This window comes from Terriglobales bacterium (assembly GCA_035487355.1).
Lineage (GTDB): Bacteria > Acidobacteriota > Terriglobia > Terriglobales > Acidobacteriaceae > QIAW01.
On record DATHMF010000066.1, the window covers coordinates 1 to 23,948 of the forward strand.

At 55.7% G+C, this 23,948-nt stretch carries 16 protein-coding genes; 6 read left to right on the plus strand and 10 right to left on the minus strand.

Annotated elements, in window-relative coordinates:
• Positions 1 to 280, plus strand: a 280-nt coding sequence (locus VK738_12395; GenBank protein HTD23449.1) for a hypothetical protein, incomplete at its 5' end; no start/stop codon positions are given.
• A gap of 40 nt (positions 281 to 320) precedes the next feature.
• Here VK738_12395 and VK738_12400 read toward each other — a convergent pair.
• Positions 321 to 962 (minus strand): tetratricopeptide repeat protein, encoded by a 642-nt coding sequence (locus tag VK738_12400; GenBank protein HTD23450.1) that lies wholly within the window; start codon positions 960 to 962, stop codon positions 321 to 323.
• A gap of 26 nt (positions 963 to 988) precedes the next feature.
• On the opposite strand from VK738_12400, the gene VK738_12405 reads away from it, so the two are divergent.
• Entirely contained in the window at positions 989 to 1,576 is a 588-nt protein-coding gene (locus VK738_12405; protein HTD23451.1) for a class IV adenylate cyclase, read from the plus strand.
• Positions 1,577 to 1,664: 88 nt separating this feature from the next.
• On the opposite strand, the gene secA is transcribed toward VK738_12405, so the two are convergent.
• From secA to VK738_12420, 3 genes are all read right to left on the minus strand, one after another.
• Positions 1,665 to 4,574 (minus strand): preprotein translocase subunit SecA, encoded by a 2,910-nt coding sequence (gene secA / locus VK738_12410; GenBank protein ID HTD23452.1) that lies wholly within the window; start codon positions 4,572 to 4,574, stop codon positions 1,665 to 1,667.
• 213 nt (positions 4,575 to 4,787) lie between these two features.
• A complete protein-coding gene (locus VK738_12415) occupies positions 4,788 to 5,714 on the minus strand; it encodes a tyrosine recombinase XerC (GenBank protein HTD23453.1) in 927 nt (308 codons plus the stop codon).
• 59 nt (positions 5,715 to 5,773) lie between these two features.
• Positions 5,774 to 6,712, minus strand: a complete 939-nt coding sequence (locus tag VK738_12420; GenBank protein HTD23454.1) for a tyrosine recombinase — start codon at positions 6,710 to 6,712, stop codon at positions 5,774 to 5,776.
• A gap of 159 nt (positions 6,713 to 6,871) precedes the next feature.
• On the opposite strand from VK738_12420, the gene VK738_12425 reads away from it, so the two are divergent.
• Positions 6,872 to 11,836: a PAS domain S-box protein gene (locus tag VK738_12425; protein ID HTD23455.1), complete on the plus strand. Its 4,965-nt coding sequence runs from the start codon at positions 6,872 to 6,874 to the stop codon at positions 11,834 to 11,836.
• Between the two features lie 35 nt (positions 11,837 to 11,871).
• Here the strand turns inward: VK738_12425 and VK738_12430 are convergent, their stop codons facing one another.
• From VK738_12430 to truA, 6 genes are all read right to left on the minus strand, one after another.
• Positions 11,872 to 12,357: a peptidoglycan-binding domain-containing protein gene (locus tag VK738_12430; GenBank protein HTD23456.1), complete on the minus strand. Its 486-nt coding sequence runs from the start codon at positions 12,355 to 12,357 to the stop codon at positions 11,872 to 11,874.
• 274 nt (positions 12,358 to 12,631) lie between these two features.
• On the minus strand, positions 12,632 to 14,227 hold the full coding sequence (locus tag VK738_12435) for a Do family serine endopeptidase (GenBank protein ID HTD23457.1): 1,596 nt from the start codon (positions 14,225 to 14,227) through the stop codon (positions 12,632 to 12,634).
• A gap of 235 nt (positions 14,228 to 14,462) precedes the next feature.
• Entirely contained in the window at positions 14,463 to 15,374 is a 912-nt protein-coding gene (locus VK738_12440) for a DMT family transporter (GenBank protein ID HTD23458.1), read from the minus strand.
• Between the two features lie 153 nt (positions 15,375 to 15,527).
• Positions 15,528 to 16,850, minus strand: coding sequence for a M20/M25/M40 family metallo-hydrolase (locus tag VK738_12445; GenBank protein HTD23459.1), 1,323 nt, complete (start codon positions 16,848 to 16,850; stop codon positions 15,528 to 15,530).
• Between the two features lie 146 nt (positions 16,851 to 16,996).
• Positions 16,997 to 18,235, minus strand: coding sequence for a LeuA family protein (locus VK738_12450; GenBank protein HTD23460.1), 1,239 nt, complete (start codon positions 18,233 to 18,235; stop codon positions 16,997 to 16,999).
• A gap of 200 nt (positions 18,236 to 18,435) precedes the next feature.
• A complete protein-coding gene (gene truA, locus VK738_12455; protein HTD23461.1) occupies positions 18,436 to 19,227 on the minus strand; it encodes a tRNA pseudouridine(38-40) synthase TruA in 792 nt (263 codons plus the stop codon).
• A 685-nt stretch (positions 19,228 to 19,912) separates the two neighbouring features.
• Here truA and VK738_12460 point away from each other — a divergent pair.
• The 3 genes from VK738_12460 to VK738_12470 form a co-directional block, all read left to right on the plus strand.
• Positions 19,913 to 22,069: a TolC family protein gene (locus tag VK738_12460; GenBank protein ID HTD23462.1), complete on the plus strand. Its 2,157-nt coding sequence runs from the start codon at positions 19,913 to 19,915 to the stop codon at positions 22,067 to 22,069.
• Positions 22,070 to 22,198: 129 nt separating this feature from the next.
• The gene (locus VK738_12465; protein ID HTD23463.1) at positions 22,199 to 23,029 is read left to right on the plus strand and encodes a glycosyltransferase family 2 protein; all 831 of its coding nucleotides are present in this window, start codon (positions 22,199 to 22,201) and stop codon (positions 23,027 to 23,029) included.
• A gap of 185 nt (positions 23,030 to 23,214) precedes the next feature.
• Positions 23,215 to 23,948: methylmalonyl-CoA mutase family protein (locus tag VK738_12470; GenBank protein HTD23464.1), on the plus strand; the 734-nt coding region annotated here is incomplete at its 3' end.

Here is a 23,948-nt window from a genome sequence, read left to right on the forward strand (position 1 = left end):
CATTTCACCCAGCTCCGAAGACAGCTTTAGTCCTACGAATTTATCCACACAAATCTTCGACCTGGGCTTTCTGAGGAGCGACACCGACCAGGCCTTCAAAGTTGCCCAGGAGCACGGGGGCAAAGCCCTGCTGGAAGGCGAACCTACCTTGCCGGTGAAGTATCGGCTGGAATGGAGCTCACGCGACAACAGTGTGGCCTGGCATGTGATCTACGGCAAATCAAAACTGAGCGTCGCGGTGGACGCCACGTCGGGCAAGTTTCTTCGAGTGGATAAATAAAAGAAATAAAAGTCAGACATGCCCTTGGGAGACAGTCGGCTTAATGTGGGGCTTTGGATGGGTCCTTGGATTGGGCCTGCAGGTGTTCGAGTGCCTTATGAGAATCGGCCGCATAAGGTCCATGCGGCATGATTTTGAGGTAGTCCGCATAGTACTGCTGGGCTTCTATCGGCCGGCCGGTCTTTTCCATGACCTGCGCCAGGCGGAACGTGGCAATAGCATCGCTGGGCTTGTAGGAGAGCGCATCGCGATAACGCGATTCTGCCCCGCGGTAATTTTTCTGTTTGAAATAATAATCGCCGACTTCAACATCTTTTTCCGCGCGGTGTGGATTCCATGCGTGCATCTCATTCATGCCAAGATCTTCCGGAATTTCGCTATCGGGATGCTCTTGCACATCGCCAACCGGCGGACTTATATCAATCATCGTCGTGCGGCTTGAACTGTCGTTCGGACTTTTGGCCAAACCCTGGATTGGCGTATCCTGCGTAGATTTTTTCCGCAGCAGCGGACGGTCCGGCGGCTGCGAGTCATCTACATCAGAACGCGGAGGCGGAGGATTGCTGGAGGGCATAGGCGCATCCGGTGGCGCCGGGGTGGCGGTATCCTGCTGGCCATAAGCGGTCAAAGCCAGGGCGAATACCAGCACGCCCATACTCCAGAAATAAGCACGTCGCAACATCCTTACTATTCTAGAATAATTTGCTCATGCCTGCTCACCAAAACGAAGTAGAAATCAAATTTTCCGTAGACAACCCCGGGCGACTCAGCCGCAAACTCCGGGCTGCCGGATTTCGCCTGGTAACGCCTCGCACACACGAGATGAATACGTTGTACGACCTTCCGGGTGAGCTTCTGCGGCAACGCGGCGAATTGCTGCGCATCCGAAAGTATGGCAAGGATTGGAAGCTGACGCACAAGAGCAAAGGAAAAGCCGGGCGGCACAAGTCGCGCCGAGAGATAGAAACCAGCGTCGAGGATGGCTCCAAGTTGGTCGCAATTTTTGCCGCCCTCGGTTTGGAGCCCAAGTTTTCTTACGAGAAATTCCGCGCCGAGTGGAGCGATGGCCCCGGACATGTGGTCGTGGATGAAACCCCAATCGGGAGCTTTGCCGAGATCGAGGGTCCACCGCGCTGGATCGAAAAAACCGCAAGACGGCTTGGCGTCGAACCGGAGAAATACATTACCGACAACTATGCAACTCTATTTCAGTTGTGGAAGATGAAGACCGGCAGCCGCGCGCAGAATATGACGTTTCGTGAGGTTGGAAGGAAGCACCCACCCCGGAAACAGTAAAACCTTCTCCGCCGCGGATGGACGCGGATTTTCGCGGATTTTCAAAACCCTAAAGGTACACGCAACGAAATGAGATTTCCGCAACCTGCTAGACCGCCACGCCGCAGCACTTTTTATATTTCTTTCCTGAGCCGCATGGACAAGGATCGTTGCGTCCAATTTTTTCTCCACTGCGGCGCACCTGCTGCACCGGCTGCGCATCTCCGGCGCCGGCCATGCGGGCCTGCTCGAGCTCGCGCCGTTTTCTGCGGCGAAACTCCTGCTCCAGGTCATCGACGGAGGTGGCCCGCTTGGTTTTTTCTTCTCCGCCGTTGCTTGTGGGGGCAACACCGGGCCGGGCCGGTTCTTCCACCACCTGCATCAGGTAGAGGTAACGGACCGTATCTTCCTGGAAGCGCTGCATCATGGCTTCAAACATATCGAAGGATTCGCGCTTGTACTCCACCAGCGGATCATGCTGAGCATAGCCGCGCAGGCCAATGCCTTCCTTGAGGTGGTCCATGTTCAAGAGATGGTCTTTCCATTGCTGATCGAGGATACTGAGCATCAGCATGCGCTCGTGATAACGCATGGCCTGGGCGCCAATCAGTTTTTCTTTGGCATCGTAACGCTCGCGCAATTTTTGAAAGATGGCATCGCCCAATTCGGAGCGGTTGAGCTGATCCAAGGCCACCTTTTCCACGGCCAGGTCTACACCAAAGCGGGTAAAAATCTGGGTCTTGAGTCCCTCTACGTCCCACTCATCGGGGTGCTTCTGTTCGGGCGCATATTGTCTGAGCAGGTCGCCCACAATGGCTTCGACGTAATCTTCCACGATGAGTTGTTTCTGGTCCACGCCTTCGAGCAATTGCCGCCGCAGGCCGTACACCGCCTCGCGCTGCTTGTTCATGACATCGTCATACTCGAGAACATGTTTGCGCGATTCGAAGTTCTGGCCTTCCACGGCCTTTTGCGCTGCTTCAATGCGGCGGGTGATCAACCGGGATTCAATCGGGATTCCCTCTTCCATGCCCAAACGCTTGAGAAGGTTTGAGACCCACTCCTTGGCGAAGATGCGCATGAGATCGTCTTCGAGGGAGAGATAGAAGCGCGAGGAGCCCGGGTCGCCCTGGCGGCCGGCGCGTCCGCGCAACTGGTTATCAATGCGGCGCGACTCGTGGCGCTCAGTGCCCAGGATATGCAATCCACCGCGCTTTACGACTTCATCGTGCTCGGCGTCGGTGACAGTCTTGTTGCGTTCAAAAATTTCGTCCCACTGCTGGGTGGGTACTGCGTACTCATTGCCCGCGTAATAGAAATATGTGGTGCTGCCGTCTTTCTCGCGGACTTCATCATCAGGAACAAGACGGGCGATGCCTTTCTTCTGGCACTCCTGCTTGGTCATGAACTCGGGATTGCCTCCCAGCAGAATGTCTGTACCGCGACCGGCCATGTTGGTGGCAATGGTCATCGTGCCCAAACGCCCGGCCTGGGCCACGATTTCAGCCTCCTTCTCGTGAAACTTGGCATTCAAAACGACGTGCTTGACGCCCTTCTTCTTTAACAATGCCGAGAGCCGCTCAGATTTTTCAATCGAGGTGGTGCCTACCAGCACAGGCCGCCCTTCTGCGTGCAACTTCTGGATCTCATCGGCCGCGGCAAAATATTTTTCCGGCTCGGTGCGATAAACCACATCCGCGTTCTCGATACGCGTCATCGGCCGGTTGGTGGGGATGACTACGACTTCCAGCTTGTAGATCTTGTCAAACTCAGCGGCCTCAGTTTCAGCGGTTCCCGTCATACCCGCCAGCTTCTTGTACATACGGAAGTAGTTCTGGAAGGTGATGGTGGCCAGCGTCTGGTTCTCGCGCTCGATCTTGACGTTTTCCTTGGCCTCAATCGCCTGATGGAGGCCGTCGGACCAACGCCTGCCCGGCATCATGCGGCCGGTGAACTCATCCACGATGATGACTTCGCCGTCTTTGACAACATACTCACTGTCGCGGCGGTAGAGAGCATGTGCCTTGATCGCAGTTTCGACGTGATGTTTCAGGTCCCAGTTTTCGGGATCGGCAATGTTGCCGATGCTCAGCAGCTTCTCAACTTTTTCCCAGCCTTCGTCGGTGACGGTTATGGTCCTGTGCTTCTCGTCTACCGCATAGTCGCCGGTGAGGGTGCGGCCTTCCAGATGCTCGGTCTCTTCTCCACGCTGCAATTGAGGAATAATGCGGTCCACGCGCTGATACTTGTCGGTGGATTCCTCGCTCGCCCCGCTGATGATCAGAGGGGTGCGGGCTTCATCAATCAGGATGGAATCAACTTCGTCCACGATGCCGAAGTTGTGGCCGCGCTGCACGCACTCCTTCAGGTCAAACTTCATGTTGTCGCGCAGGTAGTCGAAGCCGAATTCGTTGTTGGTGCCGTAGGTGACATCAGCAGCGTAGGCCTCGCGGCGCTCGTCATCATCAAGATCATGCACGATCACGCCGACCGAGAGACCTAAAAATCTGTAAAGCCTGCCCATCCACTCCGAGTCGCGTTTGGCGAGGTAGTCATTGACCGTAACCACGTGCACGCCGCGCCCGGAAAGCGCGTTGAGATACACCGGCAAGGTCGCAACCAGCGTCTTACCTTCGCCGGTCTTCATCTCTGAAATCATGCCCTGGTGCAGCACCATACCGCCGATGAGCTGCACATCAAAGTGCCGCATATTCAGCATCCGCCGGCTGCCTTCACGCACCACGGCAAAGGCTTCAGGCAGCACCTCATCGAGTGCTTCCTGCACGATCCTTTTCTGTTCATCTTCAAACTGCTTGGGGTTTTCTGAATCGGGCTCCAAGGCGGCCAGCTTGGCTTGTATGCGCTCTTTGAATTCTTCGGTTTTGGCGCGCAACTGCTCATTGCTGAGCTGCTGCATCTGCGGCTCAAGAGCATTGATCTGCTGTACAACCACGAGCAGACGCTTTATATCGCGCTCATTTTTGGTGCCAAAAATCTTGGCTAGAATCTTGGAGATCAAAGTCTGAATGTACCTCTACGGGGGTTGGCGCCTTTGGGAGCACGCGCCTTCCCATTAAAAGCCTAACATAGCTCCGCACCCATATGGATTAACATGCGGTAAACCCTGTGATAGCTGATCTATTTAGATTAGATGCGCAGCTAATCCAGTTGAATTAGATGTTGCAAAGAGAAATAAGGAGCCAAATCAGATGCAGAAGGAAAGGGCGCTGGCTTACTTCGATCTTGGATGCGTCTGGTCGTAAACCTGCATCATGTGCTTCACGGAGAGCTGTGTATAGCGCTGGGTAGTCGAAAGCCGCTCATGCCCAAGCAACTCCTGGATGGCCCGCAGATCGGCCCCTTCCTCCAGCATGTGCGTGCCGAAGGCATGGCGCAGGGTGTGAGGGTGGATATCCGGAGACAGCCCTCCCGCCACCGCCAGGCTTTTTACAATCCGGCCCACACTTCGCGTCGTAAGCCTGCCTGCTCTCAAGTTAATCAGCAGCGCCGGCGTGCTCTTCTTCTTTGCTGAGAGGATTTGCTGGCGGTCTTTCAGATAGATCATGAGTGCATCTTTGGCGGCTGCGCCAAACGGCACCAGCCTCTCTTTGCGTCCCTTGCCGCGGACCAAGATCACCTCGTTGGAGAAATGTATATCGCCCAGGTCAATGCCCACCAGTTCGGAGTTGCGCACACCGCATCCATAAAGAAGCTCAAAGATAAGCCGGTCGCGGTTGGGGAAGGCGGCCTTTTCTTCTACGTTTATGTTCGGCTCAAAGATTGCGTTCATTTCCTCGATGGTGGGAACCCGCGGTAACTTTTTCGGCAAACGCGGTGTTGCCACCAGGGCCGCTGGATTGTGCTGCACATATTTTTCCCGCCCCAGCCAGCGATAGAGCGAGCGGACCGCCGCCAGTGTGCGCGCAACCGATGGCTTGCTCAATCCGCTTTCGTACAGATGAGAAAGGAACCCGCGAATAGCAACGTGGTCCATCGCACTGAGTTGACCGGCATATTTTTCGGCAACGTAGCCCTTGAACTTGGCCAGATCTTTGCTGTAGGCAGTTATGGTATTCGCAGACGCATTCCGCTGGCGGAGAGATGCCAGGAATTTACCAACTGCGTGCTCGATATTTTCAACTGCCTTTTTGGGACTCATATACGTTTAAGAATTATTTTCTTTGTGTTCCTTTGTGTTTACCTTCGTGTCCTTTGTGGTTAGCTTTTATTCTGCGCTCTCGGATGATGCTTGCGATACTCGCCTTTCAAATGATCGAGCGCTACATGGGTATAAATCTGTGTCGTGGAAATATCCGCGTGTCCCAAAATGGTTTGCACCGTACGCAGGTCGGCGCCTTGCTCCACCATGTGCGTAGCACAGCTATGACGCAGCATGTGCGGGCTGGCATGGCGTCCGGAGGCTGAGGAAGCCCTGCTCACCATCTGCCAGATTCGCTGCCGGGTAAGACGGTGGGCACCGGCAGCGAGAAAAAGCAGGCTGGAAGTGCGCTGGCCGACCAGAGTTGGTCTTCCTGACTCCAGATAAGCTTTGAGTGCTTCCTGTGCGGGCACTCCCAGCGGGGCAATACGTTCTTTGTCTCCTTTGCCGCGCACCAGGACGTATCCTATCTCAAGTTTTAGATCTTCCAATTGCACACCAGTCACTTCAGAGACGCGTAGCGCTCCGGCATAGAGCATCTCCAGCATCGCGTGATTGCGTAGCTCAATAGCGGCAGAATTTTTGTTCTTTCGGATCGCTGCCGATGGCTTCGCGGCCAGCATCGCGTTTACTTCGTCGCGCGCCAGGGACTTGGGAAGCACCTTCCATTGCCTGGGCGTCTCGATGTTCAGAGTAGGATCAGACCCAATGTGCCGGTCGAGCAGCAGGTAACGATAAAACTGGCGCAAAGCGGAAAGCTTACGGGCCACCGAGCGCCCATCCACCCGGTTGGCAAAAAGCCGATCGAGGAAGCTGCGAACATCTTCCCTTCGGACCCGGAGCAGAGTTCGCTTTACGCTGCCAAGATGTGCGGCAAACTGGTTAAGGTCGCGCCGGTAAGCTTCCACCGTCAGGCGCGACAATCCCTTCTCGACTTTGAGGTAATCGGTAAAGCGGGCCAGTAAGGCCGTTTCTTGGGCGTTGCGAATCTCAGCCACATACCTATTATGCTTAGCCGGAACATTCTGCAAAATAGCAAGGGTGATGCATGCCCTTTTCTGAGGGCCCGCCTGCAAAATTTACGTTTTCAAGAGTGCTGGAATAGGTTATATAGGGTTAGGAGAGAGGCGCTCCCCCCGACCTCAATTTCATAGCCCATGGGCAGGAATCCCAATCCGCCGAACCTCGTGACCGCTGTCCACACGGTGGAAAAAACTGAGGTGGCTGAACCTGCGGGGGCAATTTCTGCTGCTCCACCGCTATCATCGTCTCCTTCATCTTCTGGAGTATTGGAGCTCAGCACCCCACAGCAGTCGGTAGAGGAGCTGCGCGAACTCCTGGAAAACGCCAACGACATGATCTATACCCAGGACCTGGAGGCCAACTTCACCTGGGTCAACCGGGCTGCGACAAAAACTACCGGCTACAGCTTCGAAGAATCCATGAAGATGAACATGGTGGATATCGTTGCTCCCGAATACCACGGGCTGGCCGATGCCATGCGCCGCCGCAGGCTGGAGACTGGCGCCAACAATCCGCCTTACGAAGTTGAAATTATCACCAAGGATGGCCGCAGGATTCCGGTTGAAGTCAGCACTCGCTTCATTTACCGGGAGGGTAAGCCGGTGGGCGTGCAAGGCAGCGCCCGCGATATTTCTGAACGCAAGCGCGCTGAAGAGGCCATGGCCGAGAGTGAGCAGCGCTTCCGCGCGCTGGTGCAAAACTCCTCTGACATCATCTCGATTCTCGACAAGAATTATAACTTCCGTTACTTAACGCCAGCGAACCAGCGCCATACCGGATATACGCCGGACGAGAAGTTCGGCCGCAATTGGCTTGAATTCATCCACCCGGAAGATGTTGAGAAGGCACGCAAGGCCCTGGATGACTTGCGCAACAGCGCAGCGGAAGAGGCGGTTATCTCCTACCGTACGCGCCATAAGGATGGATCGTGGCGGCACTTTGAAACCAACGTTCAAAACGCCCTGAATGTAAGTGCCATCGCAGGCATCGTACTGAACTCGCGTGATATCACCGAACGCAGGCTATCGGAAGAGGCGCTTCATCAATACGAGCAGCGTCTTGCGCTGCATGCCCAGCAGACCATCCTGGGTGTAATTGAGTTTGACCGCGATTTCCGCATCAAGGAGTGGAACCCGGCGGCGGAAAGCATCTTCGGTTACACCCGGAGCGAGGCCGTCGGCCAGCCGGTTGACCTGATTACTCCGCCGGCAGCGCGCGAGCATGTGGATCGGGTTTGGCGTAAGACCATGACCCAGAAGCGGCCCACAAGCAGCACCAATGAAAATTGCACCCACGCGGGACGCATTATTCACTGCGAGTGGTCGGCCACGCCAGTGATTGATGCTGAAGGCAATGTCATGGGCGTGATTGCTCTGGTGCAGGACGTCAGCGAACGCCGCCAGGCGGAAGATGCCCTGCGCATATCCGAAGAACGCTACCGCCTGCTGTTTGAGCGCAATCTGGCCGGCGTCTTCTGGGCCTCCTTCGACTGTGAATTTGTAGATTGCAACGAATCGTTCGCCAAGATGTTTGGATACCGGTCCAGGACGGAAGTGCTGTCTCTGAACGGACGCGTGCTCTACCACTCTCCCCAAGAGCACGATGTGCTCATGGCCAGGCTGAAACGCGAGAGGGTCTTTAACAATATCGAACTCGGTCTTCGGCGCAAAGACGGCTCGCCGATCTGGGTCCTTGCCAATATGGCTATCGTAGAGGAAGGCACGGGGGGCAACCTGATCCAGGGAACGGTGATTGATATCACCGAACGCAAATTCGCCGAAGAGGGCCTGCGCAATGCGGAAGGCAAATACCGCAGCATCTTTGAAAATGCTGCTGAGGGAATTTTCCAGACCTCGCTTGATGGGCGCTGGTTGATCGTCAATCCCAAGATGGCGCAGATTTTTGGTTATGCCTCTCCCGAAGAATTGACGCGCGAACTCGACGTCCATCGGAATTACTATGTGCGCCCCGAACGTCGCCGCGAGTTTGTACACAAAATTGATCGCGAAGGTTTCATTACCGGCTTTGAATCGGAAGTGTATTGCAAGGACCGGACCACGATCTGGGTCTCGGAAAACGTCCGCAGTGTTCGCAATGCCCGGGGCAATTTGGTTGGGTTTGAAGGGACCGTCCAGGATATTACCGAACGCCGGCGCGCCGAAGCTACGCTGCTGGAAAACGAACGGCGTCTACGACGGCAAAACGAAATTCTCCGTGAGCTCTCGCAGCGTAAAGCGATTGATCGTGGCGACCTCACCGAAGCCCTGCAGGAAATTACCGAAGCCGCGGCTGAAGTCCTGGAAGTCGAGCGCACCACCGTCTGGCTCTTTAACCAGGACCGTTCTGCGCTGCGTTGCGAAGATGAGTTCGTCCGCAGCAGCAAGGAACATCAAAACGGCAGAGAGTTTCTCGCCCATTACGCGCCCAAGTATTTCGCGGCCATTGCAGAAGAGCGGGCGATCAATACTGATGACGCGGCCGCCGATCCCCGCACCCAGGAGTTCTACAGCCTGCACCTCATCGAGGACAACATCTCCTCCCTCATGGAAGCTCCGATTCGTGCCGGCGGGAAGATGCTGGGGGTCTTCAGCGCAGCCCACGCTGGAAACAAGCGGAGCTGGACGCTCGACGAAGAAAATTTTGCCGGTTCGATGGCCGACCTGGTTTCGCTTGCCCTGGAAGCTTCCGAACGGAAACATGCCGAAGAGGCCCTGCGTGAAAGTGAAAGCAAATTCCGCGCGGTTGCCGAGACCGCGGCTTCCGCCATTTACATCCACCAGGGAACCAGCTTTTTGTTCTGTAACCGCGGCAGCGAAGTGATCTCCGGCTATACGCGTGATGAAATTCTGAAATTGGACCCCTGGGCGCTCGTGCATCCGGAAGATCGCGAATATGTACGCCAGCGCTTCACCGACCGCCAGCGTGGCCTGCCCACGCCTACCCGCTATGAGTATCGAATCGTTACCAAGCTGGGTGAAACCCGCTGGATTGACTTCAGCGGCAGCCTCATCTCCTTTGAAGGACAGGTGGCTTTGCTGTGCACGGCCTTCGATATCACCGAGCGCAAGAAGGGCGAGCAGTTGCAGGCGGCTCTTTACCGGATTGCCGAAAAAACCAATTCGGCCCGCGACCTGGATGAACTTTTTGCCGCCATTCACGGCATTCTTTCCGAATTGGTCTATGCCCGTAACTTCTACATTGCGCTGCTCGACGACCGCAGACAAATCCTGACTTTCCCTTATTTCGTGGATGAGATCAATCCCCCACCTCCGCCGCACAAACCGAGCAAGGGACTAACGGAATATGTCATGCGCACGGGCCAGCCCTATTTGAATTCCATTGCGCAAGAGCGTGAGCTGGCTCGCCGAGGCGAAGTGGAGCAGGTAGGTGCTCCCTCCGTAGACTGGCTGGGCGTGCCCCTCAAAACCGGGGACAACGTCTTCGGGGTCCTTGCCCTGCAAAGCTATTCTCAGGAAAAACGCTTCGGCGAAAGAGAAAAGGAAATTCTCACCTTCGTCTCTCAACATATTGCTACGGCCGTGCGCCGCAAACGCGATGAAGAGGCGCTGCGCCAATCGGAAGCGCGTTACCGCTCGCAGGTCCAGAGCGCCGTGTACGGAATCTACCGCTCCAATCTTCAAGACTATTTTGTTGATGTGAACCCGGCCCTGGTGGCCATGTTGGGATACGACTCTGTGGATGAGGTCCTGGTTTTGAAGCTTTCCACCGAGGTGTACTCCGATCCCAGCGAGCGCGCGGCCTTGCTACAGGAACACAGATTTTCAGAAAGAATTTCTGGCGTAGACGTGCGCTGGAAGCGGAAAGACAGTAAGGTCATCCAGGTGCGTCTCAGCGGACGCGGCCTCTGCAACGAGAATGGTGAAGTGGAAAGCTTTGAAATGATCGCCGAAGACGTGACCGAGCGCCGCGCACTGGAAGAACAACTGCGTCAATCGCAAAAAATGGAAGCTGTGGGCCGGTTGGCCGGAGGCGTGGCCCACGATTTCAACAACCTGCTTACCGTCATCAAGGGCTACAGCGAACTCATGCTCGATCAGGTCAAAGAAGGCGATCCGCTGCGCGACGAAGTGGAAGAGGTGAAAAAAGCTGCCGACCGCGCCGCCGCCCTCACCCGTCAACTGCTTGCCTTCAGCCGCAAGCAGGTTCTGGCCCCCAAGGTCCTCGACCTAAATCAAATTGTCACCACCATGGAGCGGCTCCTGCGCCGCCTGCTGGGAGAAGACGTACATCTTCATACTCAACTTGCGGCAGACCTGGGCCGGGTCAAAGCCGATCCCGGACAGACCGAACAGGTGGTCATGAATCTGGCAGTCAACGCGCGCGATGCCATGCCGATCGGCGGCAAACTCACAATTTCCACCGCCAATGCGGTTGTGCATGACGAAGGCAGGTCAGAACACACCATCCCGCCAGGAGCTTATGTGGTATTGAATGTTTCCGATACGGGAATCGGCATGGATGCTGATACCCGCACCCGCATCTTTGAACCATTCTTCACTACCAAAGAGCAGGGCAAGGGCACCGGACTTGGCCTTTCGACGGTCTATGGCATTGTGAAACAGAGCGGTGGATATATTTCTGTGAACAGCGAACCGGGCATGGGCGCCGCCTTTGAGATTTACTTTCCCAGGGTTGATGAAGCTGTAGATTCCTCCTCCGATATCGCGCCCGGCCAAAACCGCCGTGGCTTTGAAACGATTCTCCTGGTGGAAGACGAGGATGGCGTGCGTACTCTGACCCGCCAGATCCTGCAAAAACACGGTTATACGGTGCTCGAAACCAGTCATGGCGGCGAAGCCTTGCTGGCCTGCGAAAACCACAAACACCCCATCCACCTGCTGCTGACCGATGTTGTGCTCTCGCAGATGAGCGGACGCGAGCTCGCCCAGCGCCTCTCGCAGTTACGGCCAGAGATGAAGGTCCTCTACATGTCCGGATATTCCGAGGACGCCATTGTGCAACACGGAGTGCTTGATTCGGGGACGTCTTTCCTGCAGAAACCCTTTAATACCGAAGCCCTCATTGCCCAAGTACGCGCAGTGCTCGATGCCCCGCGCGCCAAAGCCCTGGTTCAGTAGTTCGTTATTCAGTAAGGGGTAGTGTTATGAATCCGTTAGCGCTGATGAACGCCTGTTCCCGTCGTCGCGTTAGGCACGGCGATTGCCGGCACTGCGGCCAGGCTTTCAGGATTCAGGACATTTTCATGCTTCGGACCCAGACCTAACGCGATGAGAGCGCGCGCGTCCGGGGTAACTTTGGTTTGCCAGCCGTGATCGGCCTGGAAGCGAGTTATGGCGTCTTTTGTGTGCTGGTCCCATTGTCCGGTGGGTTCACCGTCAAGATACTTCTCACGAATCAGCGCGGTCTGGATTTCGCGGGCCCGCTGTTCGTCTATCCCTTGTTGGCCGTGGCGCTTCCATGCTCCACGGCGTTTTGAGCTTACCTTCTTGTGCGTCTTAGTGGCCTGTAGAACGCCTGTCCGCGGTTTAGACGTCATACGCGCCCGGCTATGTGCCTGGGCCATCGTCGAAGCAAGCGACACCCCCAACAGCAGGATGACAGCCGGCATATACCGCGGGATTGATTGTTGAACAGCCATCAAGTACACCTCAATAAATACCCCATCCCTTGAGGGAATGGGGTGGACATAATGTACTACAAAGTAACCTGAAAATGAGCCCTTTTTTTGCACGAAAGGTCACTAGGTGCTCCGCAGTCAATCTGTATAAGATGCGCCAATTTGTCCAGCGGAGCCAGCTTTTTCTAAGGGCTTCGCAGCCAAAACAAGGCTGCTGCGCCGTCGCGAAAAGTTCGCGCTGGACGGCGCTCACTTTTCGCTCATCCTGGTGGGCGACTGCTCATTCTCATTCTACTTACGGGATCGTGCCTCCCAAAAAGGTCGTTGCTCCTTTGGCGTCGCGGCGGCCGTGCATCAGGAATACAACATCGTCACCGCTCTTCAAGCCCGAGACGATCTTACGGAAATCATCTTCACTATTCACCGGCTTGCGGTTAACTTCGAAGATCACGTCGCCCTGGGTCAGGCCCACATCCTCGTCGGCGAATGAGCCCGGTTTCACTTCCTGCACCACCACGCCTTTTCCGGGTGCAACGCCCAGGCGTTCGGCTGATTCAGGTGTAAGGTTTTTCACCGTGACGCCCAGCTTGGATTCGACCGGCTGACTTGTATCGTTATCCGACTCTTCATCACCCAGACGGCTGGCGTACAGCTTGGCGCGGTTGGCGATGGTAACCGCTGTTTCGTCCTCTTTGCCGTTGCGAACGAAGCCAATCTTGGCCTTATCGCCCGGAGCGAGATGCGAAACCTTGTCTACCAGCTCATCACCACTTTTCACCGAGGCTCCATTGACAGAAACGATGGTGTCGCCAATCCTGATTCCTCCCTGGTCGGCTGGGCCTCCGGGGGTAACGTTTGAAACTGTGACTCCCGACTTCACGCCATACATCCGGGCCACAGCCGGATTCGGAGGCTGGAAGCCCACGCCAATCGAGCCGCGGGTTACCCGGTGTTCGGAGCCAATCAGGGCGTTGTAAACATCGGCGGCCACTTTGGAAGGCATCGCGAATCCGACTCCCTGATAGCCTGAGCTTTCGGTGTAAATCGCGGTGTTGATGCCAATGACTTCGCCGCGCATGTTGACCAGCGGCCCGCCGGAGTTGCCGGGATTAATCGCCGCATCGGTCTGGATCATGGATTGGAATTGGCGTCCGGGAACGATGTTGCGGCCTTTGGCAGAAACAATTCCTGCCGTAACCGTGGAATTCAGGCCAAACGGGCTGCCAATGGCCAGGACCCAATCTCCCACCTGCATGGCGTCGGAATCACCCAGCTTGGCTACCGGTAATTCCCGCTTGGCATCAATCTTAATGACCGCCAGGTCGGTTTCTGAGTCAACCCCAACTACCTTGGCCTCATGCAGCACACCTTCAGGCTCATCCTGAAGTTGCACGCGGATACGGTCAGCTTTCTCCACAACGTGATTGTTGGTAAGAATATAGCCCTTGGGATCAACAATTACGCCTGAGCCCAGTGAACGCTGGCGCATACCCTCAGGCACGCCGTTGCCGCCGCCTTGTCCACCAAAAAAGCGGTCAAAAAAGTCCTGGAACGGATCTTGACCTTGACCGCCGCCTTGATCGTCATTTCCCTGCGGGCTATTGCGGCGAGCGCGGGGCTTGATGACCGATTCGGTATTGATGTTCACCACCGATGGCTCAAGCTGCTTCGCAATTTCTGAAAATGCGGAAGAGAGCTGCTGGGGATTGGTCGCCGCAATGTGGATCTGCTGTGCGTCACCCGAGGAATTCTCCTTGCCCTTTACTCCATGACTCGTCACCAGCGTTCCAATCACGATTCCCACAAAGAGCGTGAACGTGATCGTCAAAAAACTGTAGAAAAAACGATGGGCTTTCATTCGTTCAAAAAAGCCACTAAGACGCGGATACATACGTGCTTCCTCCGATAAATGCCTTAAAAAAAATTATACAGTCTGGGGGTTGCAAACGGGACTTCACAGGTTTTGTGGGAATGTCCTCAATAACTCATATTTAGATGCACAGCTCGCCAATTTGTTATCCCAAGGCTATTGTATGCCTTGCACGCACAGATTCTGCAGTGCTGTAAGTCATAGAAAACAAATCAGGGATTTAGCTTCTCTAAAACAAATATTTACGAAACATAATTTATGAAACCAGCTCTCGCTCCGCCGCCTGGCCCTCTCCCACGGCACCCAGGAGCTCGGAGGCCAGCAGGCCAGCGATGATCAGTAGCGCGCCCAATGCGGCCCGTAGTTTCAGGCTCTCTCCCAACACCACGTAAGAGGCCAGCCAGGCAAAGACCGGCTCCAGGGCAAGTATCAGGGCGGTGTTGGTTGCCCCTACAAATTGCTGCGACCAGGATTGGATTGTAAAGGCCGCCGTGGTGCAGAACAGGGCCGTAACCAGGATGGCTATGATCACCCGCCACGACCAGACTACATGGGCGTGCTCCAGCACCGGGACCGAAGGAAGCATGAGAACGGCGGCGGTTGCAATCTGCAGAAATGCGATCTGCTGAAAGGCATGTGCCTTGGTCGCCCGTCCGAGAACAATGATATGAAAGGCAAAAGCTACCGCGCAGACCAGCGTCAGCAAGTCTCCGGTGTTGACGCTTTTAAAATCGCCCCATCCGGCAGCTCCACCGGGGACGGTCAACAAGAACAAGCCGACGAATGCTGCCAGCACTCCCACCACATTCCAGCGGCCTACCGCCTTGCGCCAAAAGATGGCCAGAAAGACCGGTACCAGCACCACTGACACTCCAGTGAGAAAGGCAGATTTGGCCGGGGTGGTGAGCTTCAATCCTGTGGTTTGGAATTCGTACCCCAGCCAGAGAAATATGCCGACGCGGGCGCCAGCCCAGAACGTGCTGGAGGTCATTTTTCGCAGATGCGGCAGATGCACTACCAACATTGCGCCAGTGGCCACCACCATGCGAACGGCATTGAACAGCAGAGGAGAGATGTCGCGCAGCGCATCCTTAATCTGAACGAACGTCACGCCCCAGATGAAAGTGGCCAGAATTAACAAGAGATGCGCTTTAAGATTGCGGGACATAAAAGCAAGTTTCGAGTTTCAAGTTTCGAGTTTCAAGCCTACCGCAACTACTTTCGCCCGCAACTAAACGTGAAATTCCTTGCAGCTCTCAGCACCTCATGGGTGAAATTTTCTTTCTCTGCGTCTCCGCGCCTCCGCGGTGATTCGTTTGTTTTAGTCTGCCAGCGTCAATAGCGCCAGCAAGATTCGTTTCAGCCCCAAATCGCGCCCGACCGGATCGAACCATTCATTCAAAGTATGCGCGCCGCCGCCGCTCCCGCCGGCGCCGATGGTTATGGCCTCGCGTCCCAGGGAGAGCGGAATGTTGGCATCGGTGGAGGCGCAGTGCAGACGCGAGCGGATCCCCAGATGCTGGTCCACCGTCTTCAATACCTGCAAAATACGCGCATCAGTGGCCAGCTCCGCGCTGGGACGGTCGCCAATCCGGCGTATATCGCATTGCACAACTCCCGAGCCGGCGGGTTCGCCAGACTTGAGGCCCGGGGCTTGGTCATTGCTTGCAGAATTGGGCTTTAATCCAGAATTCTTTGTTCCGGAATTCATGGTTCCGGAACTCGTGGTGGAATTGGCCAGGCAACGGCGCAGTTCGTTTTCCAGCCGTTCAATCTCTTCCGCCGACTCCGAACGCAGGTCCACCCGCATGGAAGCCGATTCCGGAATGGAGTTGACCGAAGTCCCTCCCCGGATCACGCCTACGTTGTAGGCCGATTTTTTCTTGGCATTAGCCGGAATCTCGGTTTTATAGAACTCGGCAATGGCGTGGCTGAGGATAGCAATGGGGTTCGCCTCCCCGAAGTCGCTCCAGGAGTGTCCGCCTTTGCCACGCACGGTAACTTCAAAGCGCCGGCTTCCCAGAGCACGTGTGACGAGCGTATCCGTGCCCGCGCCATCCACGATCAAAGTGTAGGCGATGGAATTTTTCCATTTCGTACTGGAGAAGATGTGGCGCATGCCGCGCAGATCGCCTTCACCCTCTTCGCCGACATTGGCGATGAATACAATCGGCAGGGCGTGCGTCAGGCCGCAGGCTTGCATGGCAGCAGCCGTGGCCAGCAGCGCGGTGATGCCGGAGCCGTTATCTGAAATTCCCGGACCCAACAACTTGCCGGCCTCGCGGCGGATTTCGAGAGGCGTTCCTTCGGGAAAAACCGTATCCATGTGAGCCGTAAGGGCGACGAAGGAATCCTGCACGCCAGTTCCCGGACGAATGGCGGTCACATTGCCAGCCTCGTCAACTTCAACTTGCTGCAAGCCCAGATCCTCGAAGTGCCTCTGCAACCACTGGGCGCGTGCGGCCTCGCCAAACGGCGGCGCGGGAATGCGCGTGAGCTCCACCTGCCACCGGCTCAGGGTATTTTCATGGGCGCGAAACCAAGCGAAGGCGTCGTGAACCAGGCGTTGTTCAGCGACTTGTACGACGGCTTGCCGGGGGTGGGCAGCATCGAGCACCGGCCTTCGGCTTTTCACGGAAGACATAGGAAATGAGATTCTACAAGATTGGGGACAGAGATCGAGTCATTGGGTAATCGGGTAATTGCAGAATTGAGTAATTGAGCCTGTGAACAAAATCGCAATTACTAAATCACGCAATTACCCGATTACACAATTCTACAATTGCCCAATCACCCCTGGCAGCATTCCATGATTTCTGCCTCGGTCAACAAGCGGTTAGAAGATTTGGCGCGCTGATAAATGCGATCAACAATCTCGTCTGTCGCTGATACCCCCCTGCGGTCAAGCCAGAACAGGATATTCGACTTGCCCGACATGGGACCGACTTCGATGATCTGCTCCAATCCGAAATAATGCGACGGCACCCCTGAATAAACCGTGTTGGCCAACTCGAGATCGTTTTTCTTGAAAGCCTTGATCACAGCAGCGGCATGCACGCCGGTTGCGGTGCGAAAGGCATCGTCGCCCAGCACAGGATAATTATTAGGAATGGGAACACCTGTGGCCTCGGAGACAGCATGGCAGTAATCTTTGAGCCGAGTGAGGTCCTGCTCCGCCCACGGCGAGATTTCCATCAGCTTCAGGTTCACCAGCATCTGGTCCATTTGCGTATTGCCCACGCGCTCCCCAATGCCGATTGCCGTGCCATGAACACATTCCGCCCCAGCCGCCAGCGCGGCGAAAGAGTTAGCCACAGCCAGCCCGCGGTCACAGTGACCATGCCAATCCACGCGTATCTTTTCGCCAGATGGTCTCACAACTTCATCCATGACAAACTTGATCAACGCCGCAACTCCACTGGGCGTGGAATGTCCACAGGTATCACAAATCACAATGGCACGAGCGCCGCACTCGATGGCCGTTTTGTAGAGCCGCTTGATTGTTTCCGGATCGCAGCGCGAGGTGTCTTCGGTGACATACATGACCTCCAGGCCCAACGAGCGGCCATATTTCACCGCGTCTTCGGTGGTCTTAAGCAGGAAGTCGTCTGTCCAGTCCTCGGCATAACGGCGGATAGGGCTGGACCCAATAAAAGTCGCGGCTTCGATAGCCAGTCCGGTTTTTTGGGAAATTTCGGCAACCGGGCGAATGTCGTTCTGCACGGTACGCGCCGCGCAGTTGGCCTTGATCTTCAGCTTCGCGCTGACGATCTCTCGGGCCAGGTGTTCTACATCGGAATAAGCCCGCGGCCCAGCGCCCGGCAACCCCAAATCCAGCGAGTTGATTCCCAGCGCTTCCATGAGATGCAGGATCTCGATTTTTTCTTCTATGGAAGGGTCTTTTACCGAGGGCGACTGCAATCCGTCGCGCAGCGATTCGTCGTTGAGAAGTACGCGACCAGCGGGCCGGAAGGCGGCCTCGGGCACATTGTTCCAGTCGTAAATCAGGTTGGAATGTTTTAGCGCCATAACACAGAGTAATTTTAACCGCGGAGGCGCGGAGACGCGGAGGAAATTGAATCATTGAGTCATTGGGTAATCGGTAATTGCGTAATGGGGTAATTGTTGATTGCGCACATAGATTCAATTACACAATTACCAAATTACTCAATTCTTCAATGACCCAATTCCTCCGCGCCTCCGCGCCTCCGCGGTTAAATTATTGACGGCTAATACTTCACGCTTACCAGCCACAGACCGCTGGCGGGTGCAGTCGGCCCGGCGGCGGAGCGCTGTCGCAATTCCAATACACGGCGCATGCGTGGGATAGAAAGACTCCCTCTGCCTACCAGCAGGAACGTGCCTACCAGGTTGCGCACCATGTGATGCAGGAATCCGTTGCCCTCGACGGTGTAAACCAACTCTTCGCCTTGCCGCTCCCAGCAGGATGAAAAAACAGTACGGACAGCAGAGACTTCCTCTTCGTCCTTCCCTTTTTCCGGATCCACTGCGGCAAACGAGGTGAAGTCATGCTCGCCTTCAACTAGGTTTGCCGCCTCACGCATCCAGCCCTCATCCAGCGGAAACGGATAATGGGTTACATAGCGCGCCAGGTGCGGTAGACAGATTTCCTCACGATAAATGCGGTAACGATAGGTCTTGGCGATGGCCGAGTGCCGCGCGTGAAATCCGTTTTCGACCTCCTCCACATTGAGAATACGGATCGCCGCCGGCAGCACATCATTCAAAGCCTTCACCAGGTTGCGTGCCGGGATGGGCGAGGCGATAGCGCACGAGGCCACTTGAGCCAGAGCATGAACGCCGGCATCGGTGCGTCCTGAGCCTTGCGGCAGCACGCGCTCGCTGGTGACGCGTTCTATGGCCTCCGCCAGTGTGCCCTGGATGGTGCGGCGCTCGGGCTGCACCTGCCAGCCGTGGAAATCGGCTCCGTCATAGCCCAGCGTAATTTTGAGGTTTCGGGCCAAAGTTGATTTTTCGATCCCCTTGGACAATTTGAGCATAGTTCATTCGTCTTTAATTCCAAGAGGGTTTGCAAAAAAACGGCTTTGGAGGAAGGGCCTTGCTTTTTCACACGAGCTCTCGGCTTCGCTGCGCGCTGGCCTTCGGCAGAGCGGAACGGCTTTGTTTTCTTTGCTTTCCCAGCACTTCCGCGCGGGCTAACTCATGTCGCCGCTTCGCGGCCTGAATCTTGGACGATGCAGATTCAAAAGACACAAAATCTGGGCTTTTAGCTCCTTGGGGGCTCTAGATTCACCTTCTTGGATTTATGAAGCATGCTCTGAGTGAAAATTTGTGTAGCGAATTTATAGACGCGAAGTGCAGCGTTGTTGAATCTATGGAACAAGGAGAATTCCGTTGATAGCCCTGATTTTGTTTCTGATTGCTCTGGTGGTGCTTTTTGTTGTGGCCTACCGGATGCGGGCTTCGCGCTGATGCAAACCGAATCTAGTATGGCCTCACGGGCCCTGTGTGACAAACGTAACTGTGAAGAAATGACAAGTGTAATGCAACTCGCTTCACAAAAATTTACCCCGCAGTTCAACGAAAGTGCCTGCTGGGCGTCTAACGTTGGTACACTAAATGTTTATTGAACTTAATCGCCGAGAATTCCGTATCAGGAACGTAAACCTTCTTTTTGCAGTCTGATGTACCCACATTAATTTTTTGGAGAAGATGATGCATTGTGTGCGAGGCTTACTCAGTTCAGTTCTGATTTTTTTAATGATCGTGGGGCCGAGTCCGGCTTTGATAGCGCAGGATTCGGGTTCCGGTCCCAATGCTGCACCGCAGCAACCGCCGGCGCAGGCGCAGCAGGCAGGGCAAACCCAGAGCGCTCCGCCTTCTGCTCCGCAGCCGCAGGCCACTGCTGCCCAGCCGGTGCGATTGATTGACTACAGCAAGCCGCGCTCGCACATCTTTAATCCCATTGCGCCATATATGCCGAGGCATGTGCCCGAAGCTTCTCTGCAAAACTCGCCGCGCATCGAGCAGCTCGTGCAGAACGGCACCATCATGCTCTCGCTGGATGATGCCATCGCGCTCGCCCTGGAAAACAACCTCGACCTGGCCATTGCGCGCTACAACCTCAGCATCGCGGATACGGATATTCTTCGCGCCAAGGCCGGGCAAGCCACCCGCGGCGTCGCTACCGGCATTGTGCAAGGCACGCAAGGCGGCGGTGTGGGCGGTTTCGGAGCTGGAGCCAGCGGCGCGGGGGCGGGCGGCACCAGCGTCGGCACCGGCGGAGCAGGTGCGGGAGCCGGCGGTATTGTGACCTCGACTTCTGGCGTGGGACCTTCGGTCGAGTCTTTCGACCCCTTTGTGAGCGGGACCTTGCAGCTTGAGCACTCGGTCTCTCCGCAAACCACGTCATTCATCACGGGCGCAACGACGCTTGGCCAAAATACAGCCGTAGGCAATTTCACTTATTCCCAAGGTTGGGCCACTGGAACCGCAATGTCGTTGGCTTTTGACAACTCGCGTTCTGCCAGCAACAATTTGCGTTCCGTTCTGCAACCCTCTCTTTCTTCCAATTTTCGCCTTACCATGCGGCAACACCTGCTGCAGGGCATCGGGATCAATAGCCAGACCCGGTTCATCCGCATCGCCAAGAACGACAAGAAGATTTCCGAATCCGCCTTCCGGCAGCAGATCGAAACCACGGTCGCACAGATTCAGAACATCTATTGGGACCTGGTCAATGCCTACGAAGATTTGAAAGTGAAAGAACGGTCGTTGGCGTTGGCCAATAAAACCCTCGGAGATAATCGCAAACAGGTGGAGATTGGCACACTGGCCCCCATTGAGATCGTGCGCGCGCAAAGCGACGCTGCCGCTCGCCAGCAGGACCTCATCGTCTCGCAAACCCAGTTACAGTTGCAGCAATCGCTCATAAAAGTGGCCATTACGCGCGATCTTCCGAAAGGGTCTCCGCTGGTGAATGCTCCCGTCATCCCCACCGATACCATGACTCTGCCTACGGACGAAGCCCCGCCTTCCGTAGATGATTTGCTGCAACAGGCGCTCGCCAACCGTCCTGAAATTGAGCAATCCAACATAGACCTCGTAAACCGCGATATCTCCAAGAAGGCCGCGCGCAATGCTCTGCTGCCTACTGTAGACCTTTTCGGTTTCTATGGCGCCTCGGGATTGGCGGGCAATCAAAGCCCGCTTGCCACCTGCGCCGCCAACCCTTGCACGCCAGCGGAGGCGGCCAGTGGAAAATTGGTTCCTGGCCTAATCAACCCTACGGGATTCAACAACGCCTTCGCCCATCTTTTCAATAGCAGTTCACCCGATAAAGGTGCGGGCATCAACATCACGATTCCCATTCGCAACCGCGCCGCCCAGGCCGATCAGGTGCGTTCTGAGCTGGAATACCGCCAGGCCGAACTCCGCCTGCAGCAGCTCAAAAATCAGATTGGCATTGATGTCCGCAACGATGTGTTCGCTCTGCAACAGAACAAGGCCCGCGTAGTGGCCGCCCAGGAAGGCCAGCGGCTGGCGCAGGAATCTCTCGACGCGGAGCAGAAAAAATATGCTCTGGGCGCTTCGACCACTACGCTTGTCCTGCAGACGCAGCGCGACCTGGCGCAATCCGAGTCGAACACGGTGGCAGCCATGTCTGCCTATGAGAAATCGCGGGTTGAACTGGATCGTGTGACTGGGAACACCCTGCAGCACAACAGCATTCAACTGGCTGATACCGAAGCAGGCGTGGTGAACATAATGCCGGTGACGCCTAACGTTGTGCCGCGCACCGAGCCCATCACCGACCAGTCGCAACCCTTGCCGCAGTTGCCGCCGCAACCGCAGCAACCACAAGCACCACCGCCACAGTAACTGCAATAGGCTATTTGTAGAGGCGCAGCATGCTGTCTTTACGCAAGACCTTGAGGGACACGAAATTTTTCGTGTCCCTTTTCGGTTTGTTTCTTGGTTCCTTTGTGCTCTGTGTCTCTGCAGTGAGCTATGATCAAGCCTGTGACGCTCTCCATCTGCATCATCACCTTCAACGAAGAGGCGAACCTCGGCCGCACGCTGGAGAGCGTTTCCGGGCTGGTGAAGCAAACCAAGGGTGAGATTATCGTTGTGGATTCCGGCAGCACCGACCGTACCGTGGAGATCGCCAAAAGCTATGGGGCCAAAGTGTTCGCCGAACCCTGGAAGGGCTACCCCGGCCAAAAGAATTCGGCGATTGAAAAAGGCGGCGGAGATTGGATTCTGTTGCTCGATGCCGACGAGGTTCCGAGCCAGGAACTTGCCTCAGAAATTCTGGCAGTCGTGGAAGGGAAAAAGAACGGCCCAGTCGGCTTCTGGATGCGACGCAAAAACCTCTTCCTCGATCGCTTTCTCATGCACGGTGGTGATTACCCTGACCCCAAATTGCGCCTTTTCCGCAGAGGAACAGGAAGAGTCGAGGATCGCCTGGTGCACGAAACCATTGAGCTGAAAGGTCCAACGGGAACTCTCGCCGGAGAGTTGCTGCACTACGGCCATCCCACTCTCGATGGCTTCATCGAGCACCAGAATCGGTATTCCACGCTCGGCGCTCAAATGGCGGTCAAAGACGGCAAGCGCGGATTCAGCTTCATCAACATCGTTATCCGTCCCCCACTCACATTCTTTTACAACTACCTTTTGCGTCTGGGATTCCTCGATGGCAAAGCCGGCTTGCTGCACCACATCAACCACGCGGTCTACGTGAGCTGGAAGTATGCGAAAGTATGGGAGATGACGCGAGAAGCCAATTCACCAGAAGCCAATTCACCACAGAGACAGAGAGACACAGAGAAGAATTGAGTCAGTGTGATTGGGTAAGCACGAAGTATGAAATATGAAGTACGAAGTAGGAAGTAGGAAAATAAGAGCTCGAACTCCTTACTTCGCACTTCCTACTTCGCACTTCCTACTTCGTACTTACCCAATTCTCCGTGTCTCCGTGGTGAAATCGCCTTCTTCCGCTGCTATCATTACAAGTAGCGCACATGCCCCAGAAGAAAAAAGACGTTGCCGAGAGCCTGATTCACGACGTCTTTGAGGGCCGACATCCATCCGACTCCGAGAAACAATGGGCAGAAGAGACGCTCGCGCCCGCGCTGGAGAAATCCCCTGAAAAGCCCATCGGCGCGCCCACCGGAACCAACCTTGATGAGCATGGCAACGCGCGCTTTACGACCATCTCAGGCTATCCGGTGCGCCGGCTCTACACCGAGGCTGACCTGCCGGAAGACTGGTCGTACGAAAAATATTTGAACCATCCCGGAGAGCCGCCGTTCACGCGCGGCATCCACGCTACCGGATACCGCGGCCGGTTGTGGACCATGCGTCAGTTCTCCGGTTTCGCTTCGCCGGAAGAGACCAACCAGCGCTACAAGTATCTGCTGGCCCACGGCGGAGGCGGGCTCTCGGTTGCGTTTGATCTGCCCACGCTCATGGGATACGACTCCGACCACGCGCAGAGCGAAGGCGAGGTCGGCAAGTGCGGCGTCGCCATTGATTCACTCGAGGACATGGAAATTCTTTTCGACGGCATTGATCTGGAGAAAACCACGGTTTCCATGACCATCAATTCCCCGGCCTCGGTGCTCTGGGCGATGTATCTAGTCGTCGCCGAAAAACAAGGCGCGGATTGGACGAAAATTTCCGGCACTATTCAGAACGACATCTTGAAGGAATACATCGCGCAGAAGGAATATATTTATCCGCCCGCGCCCTCGAT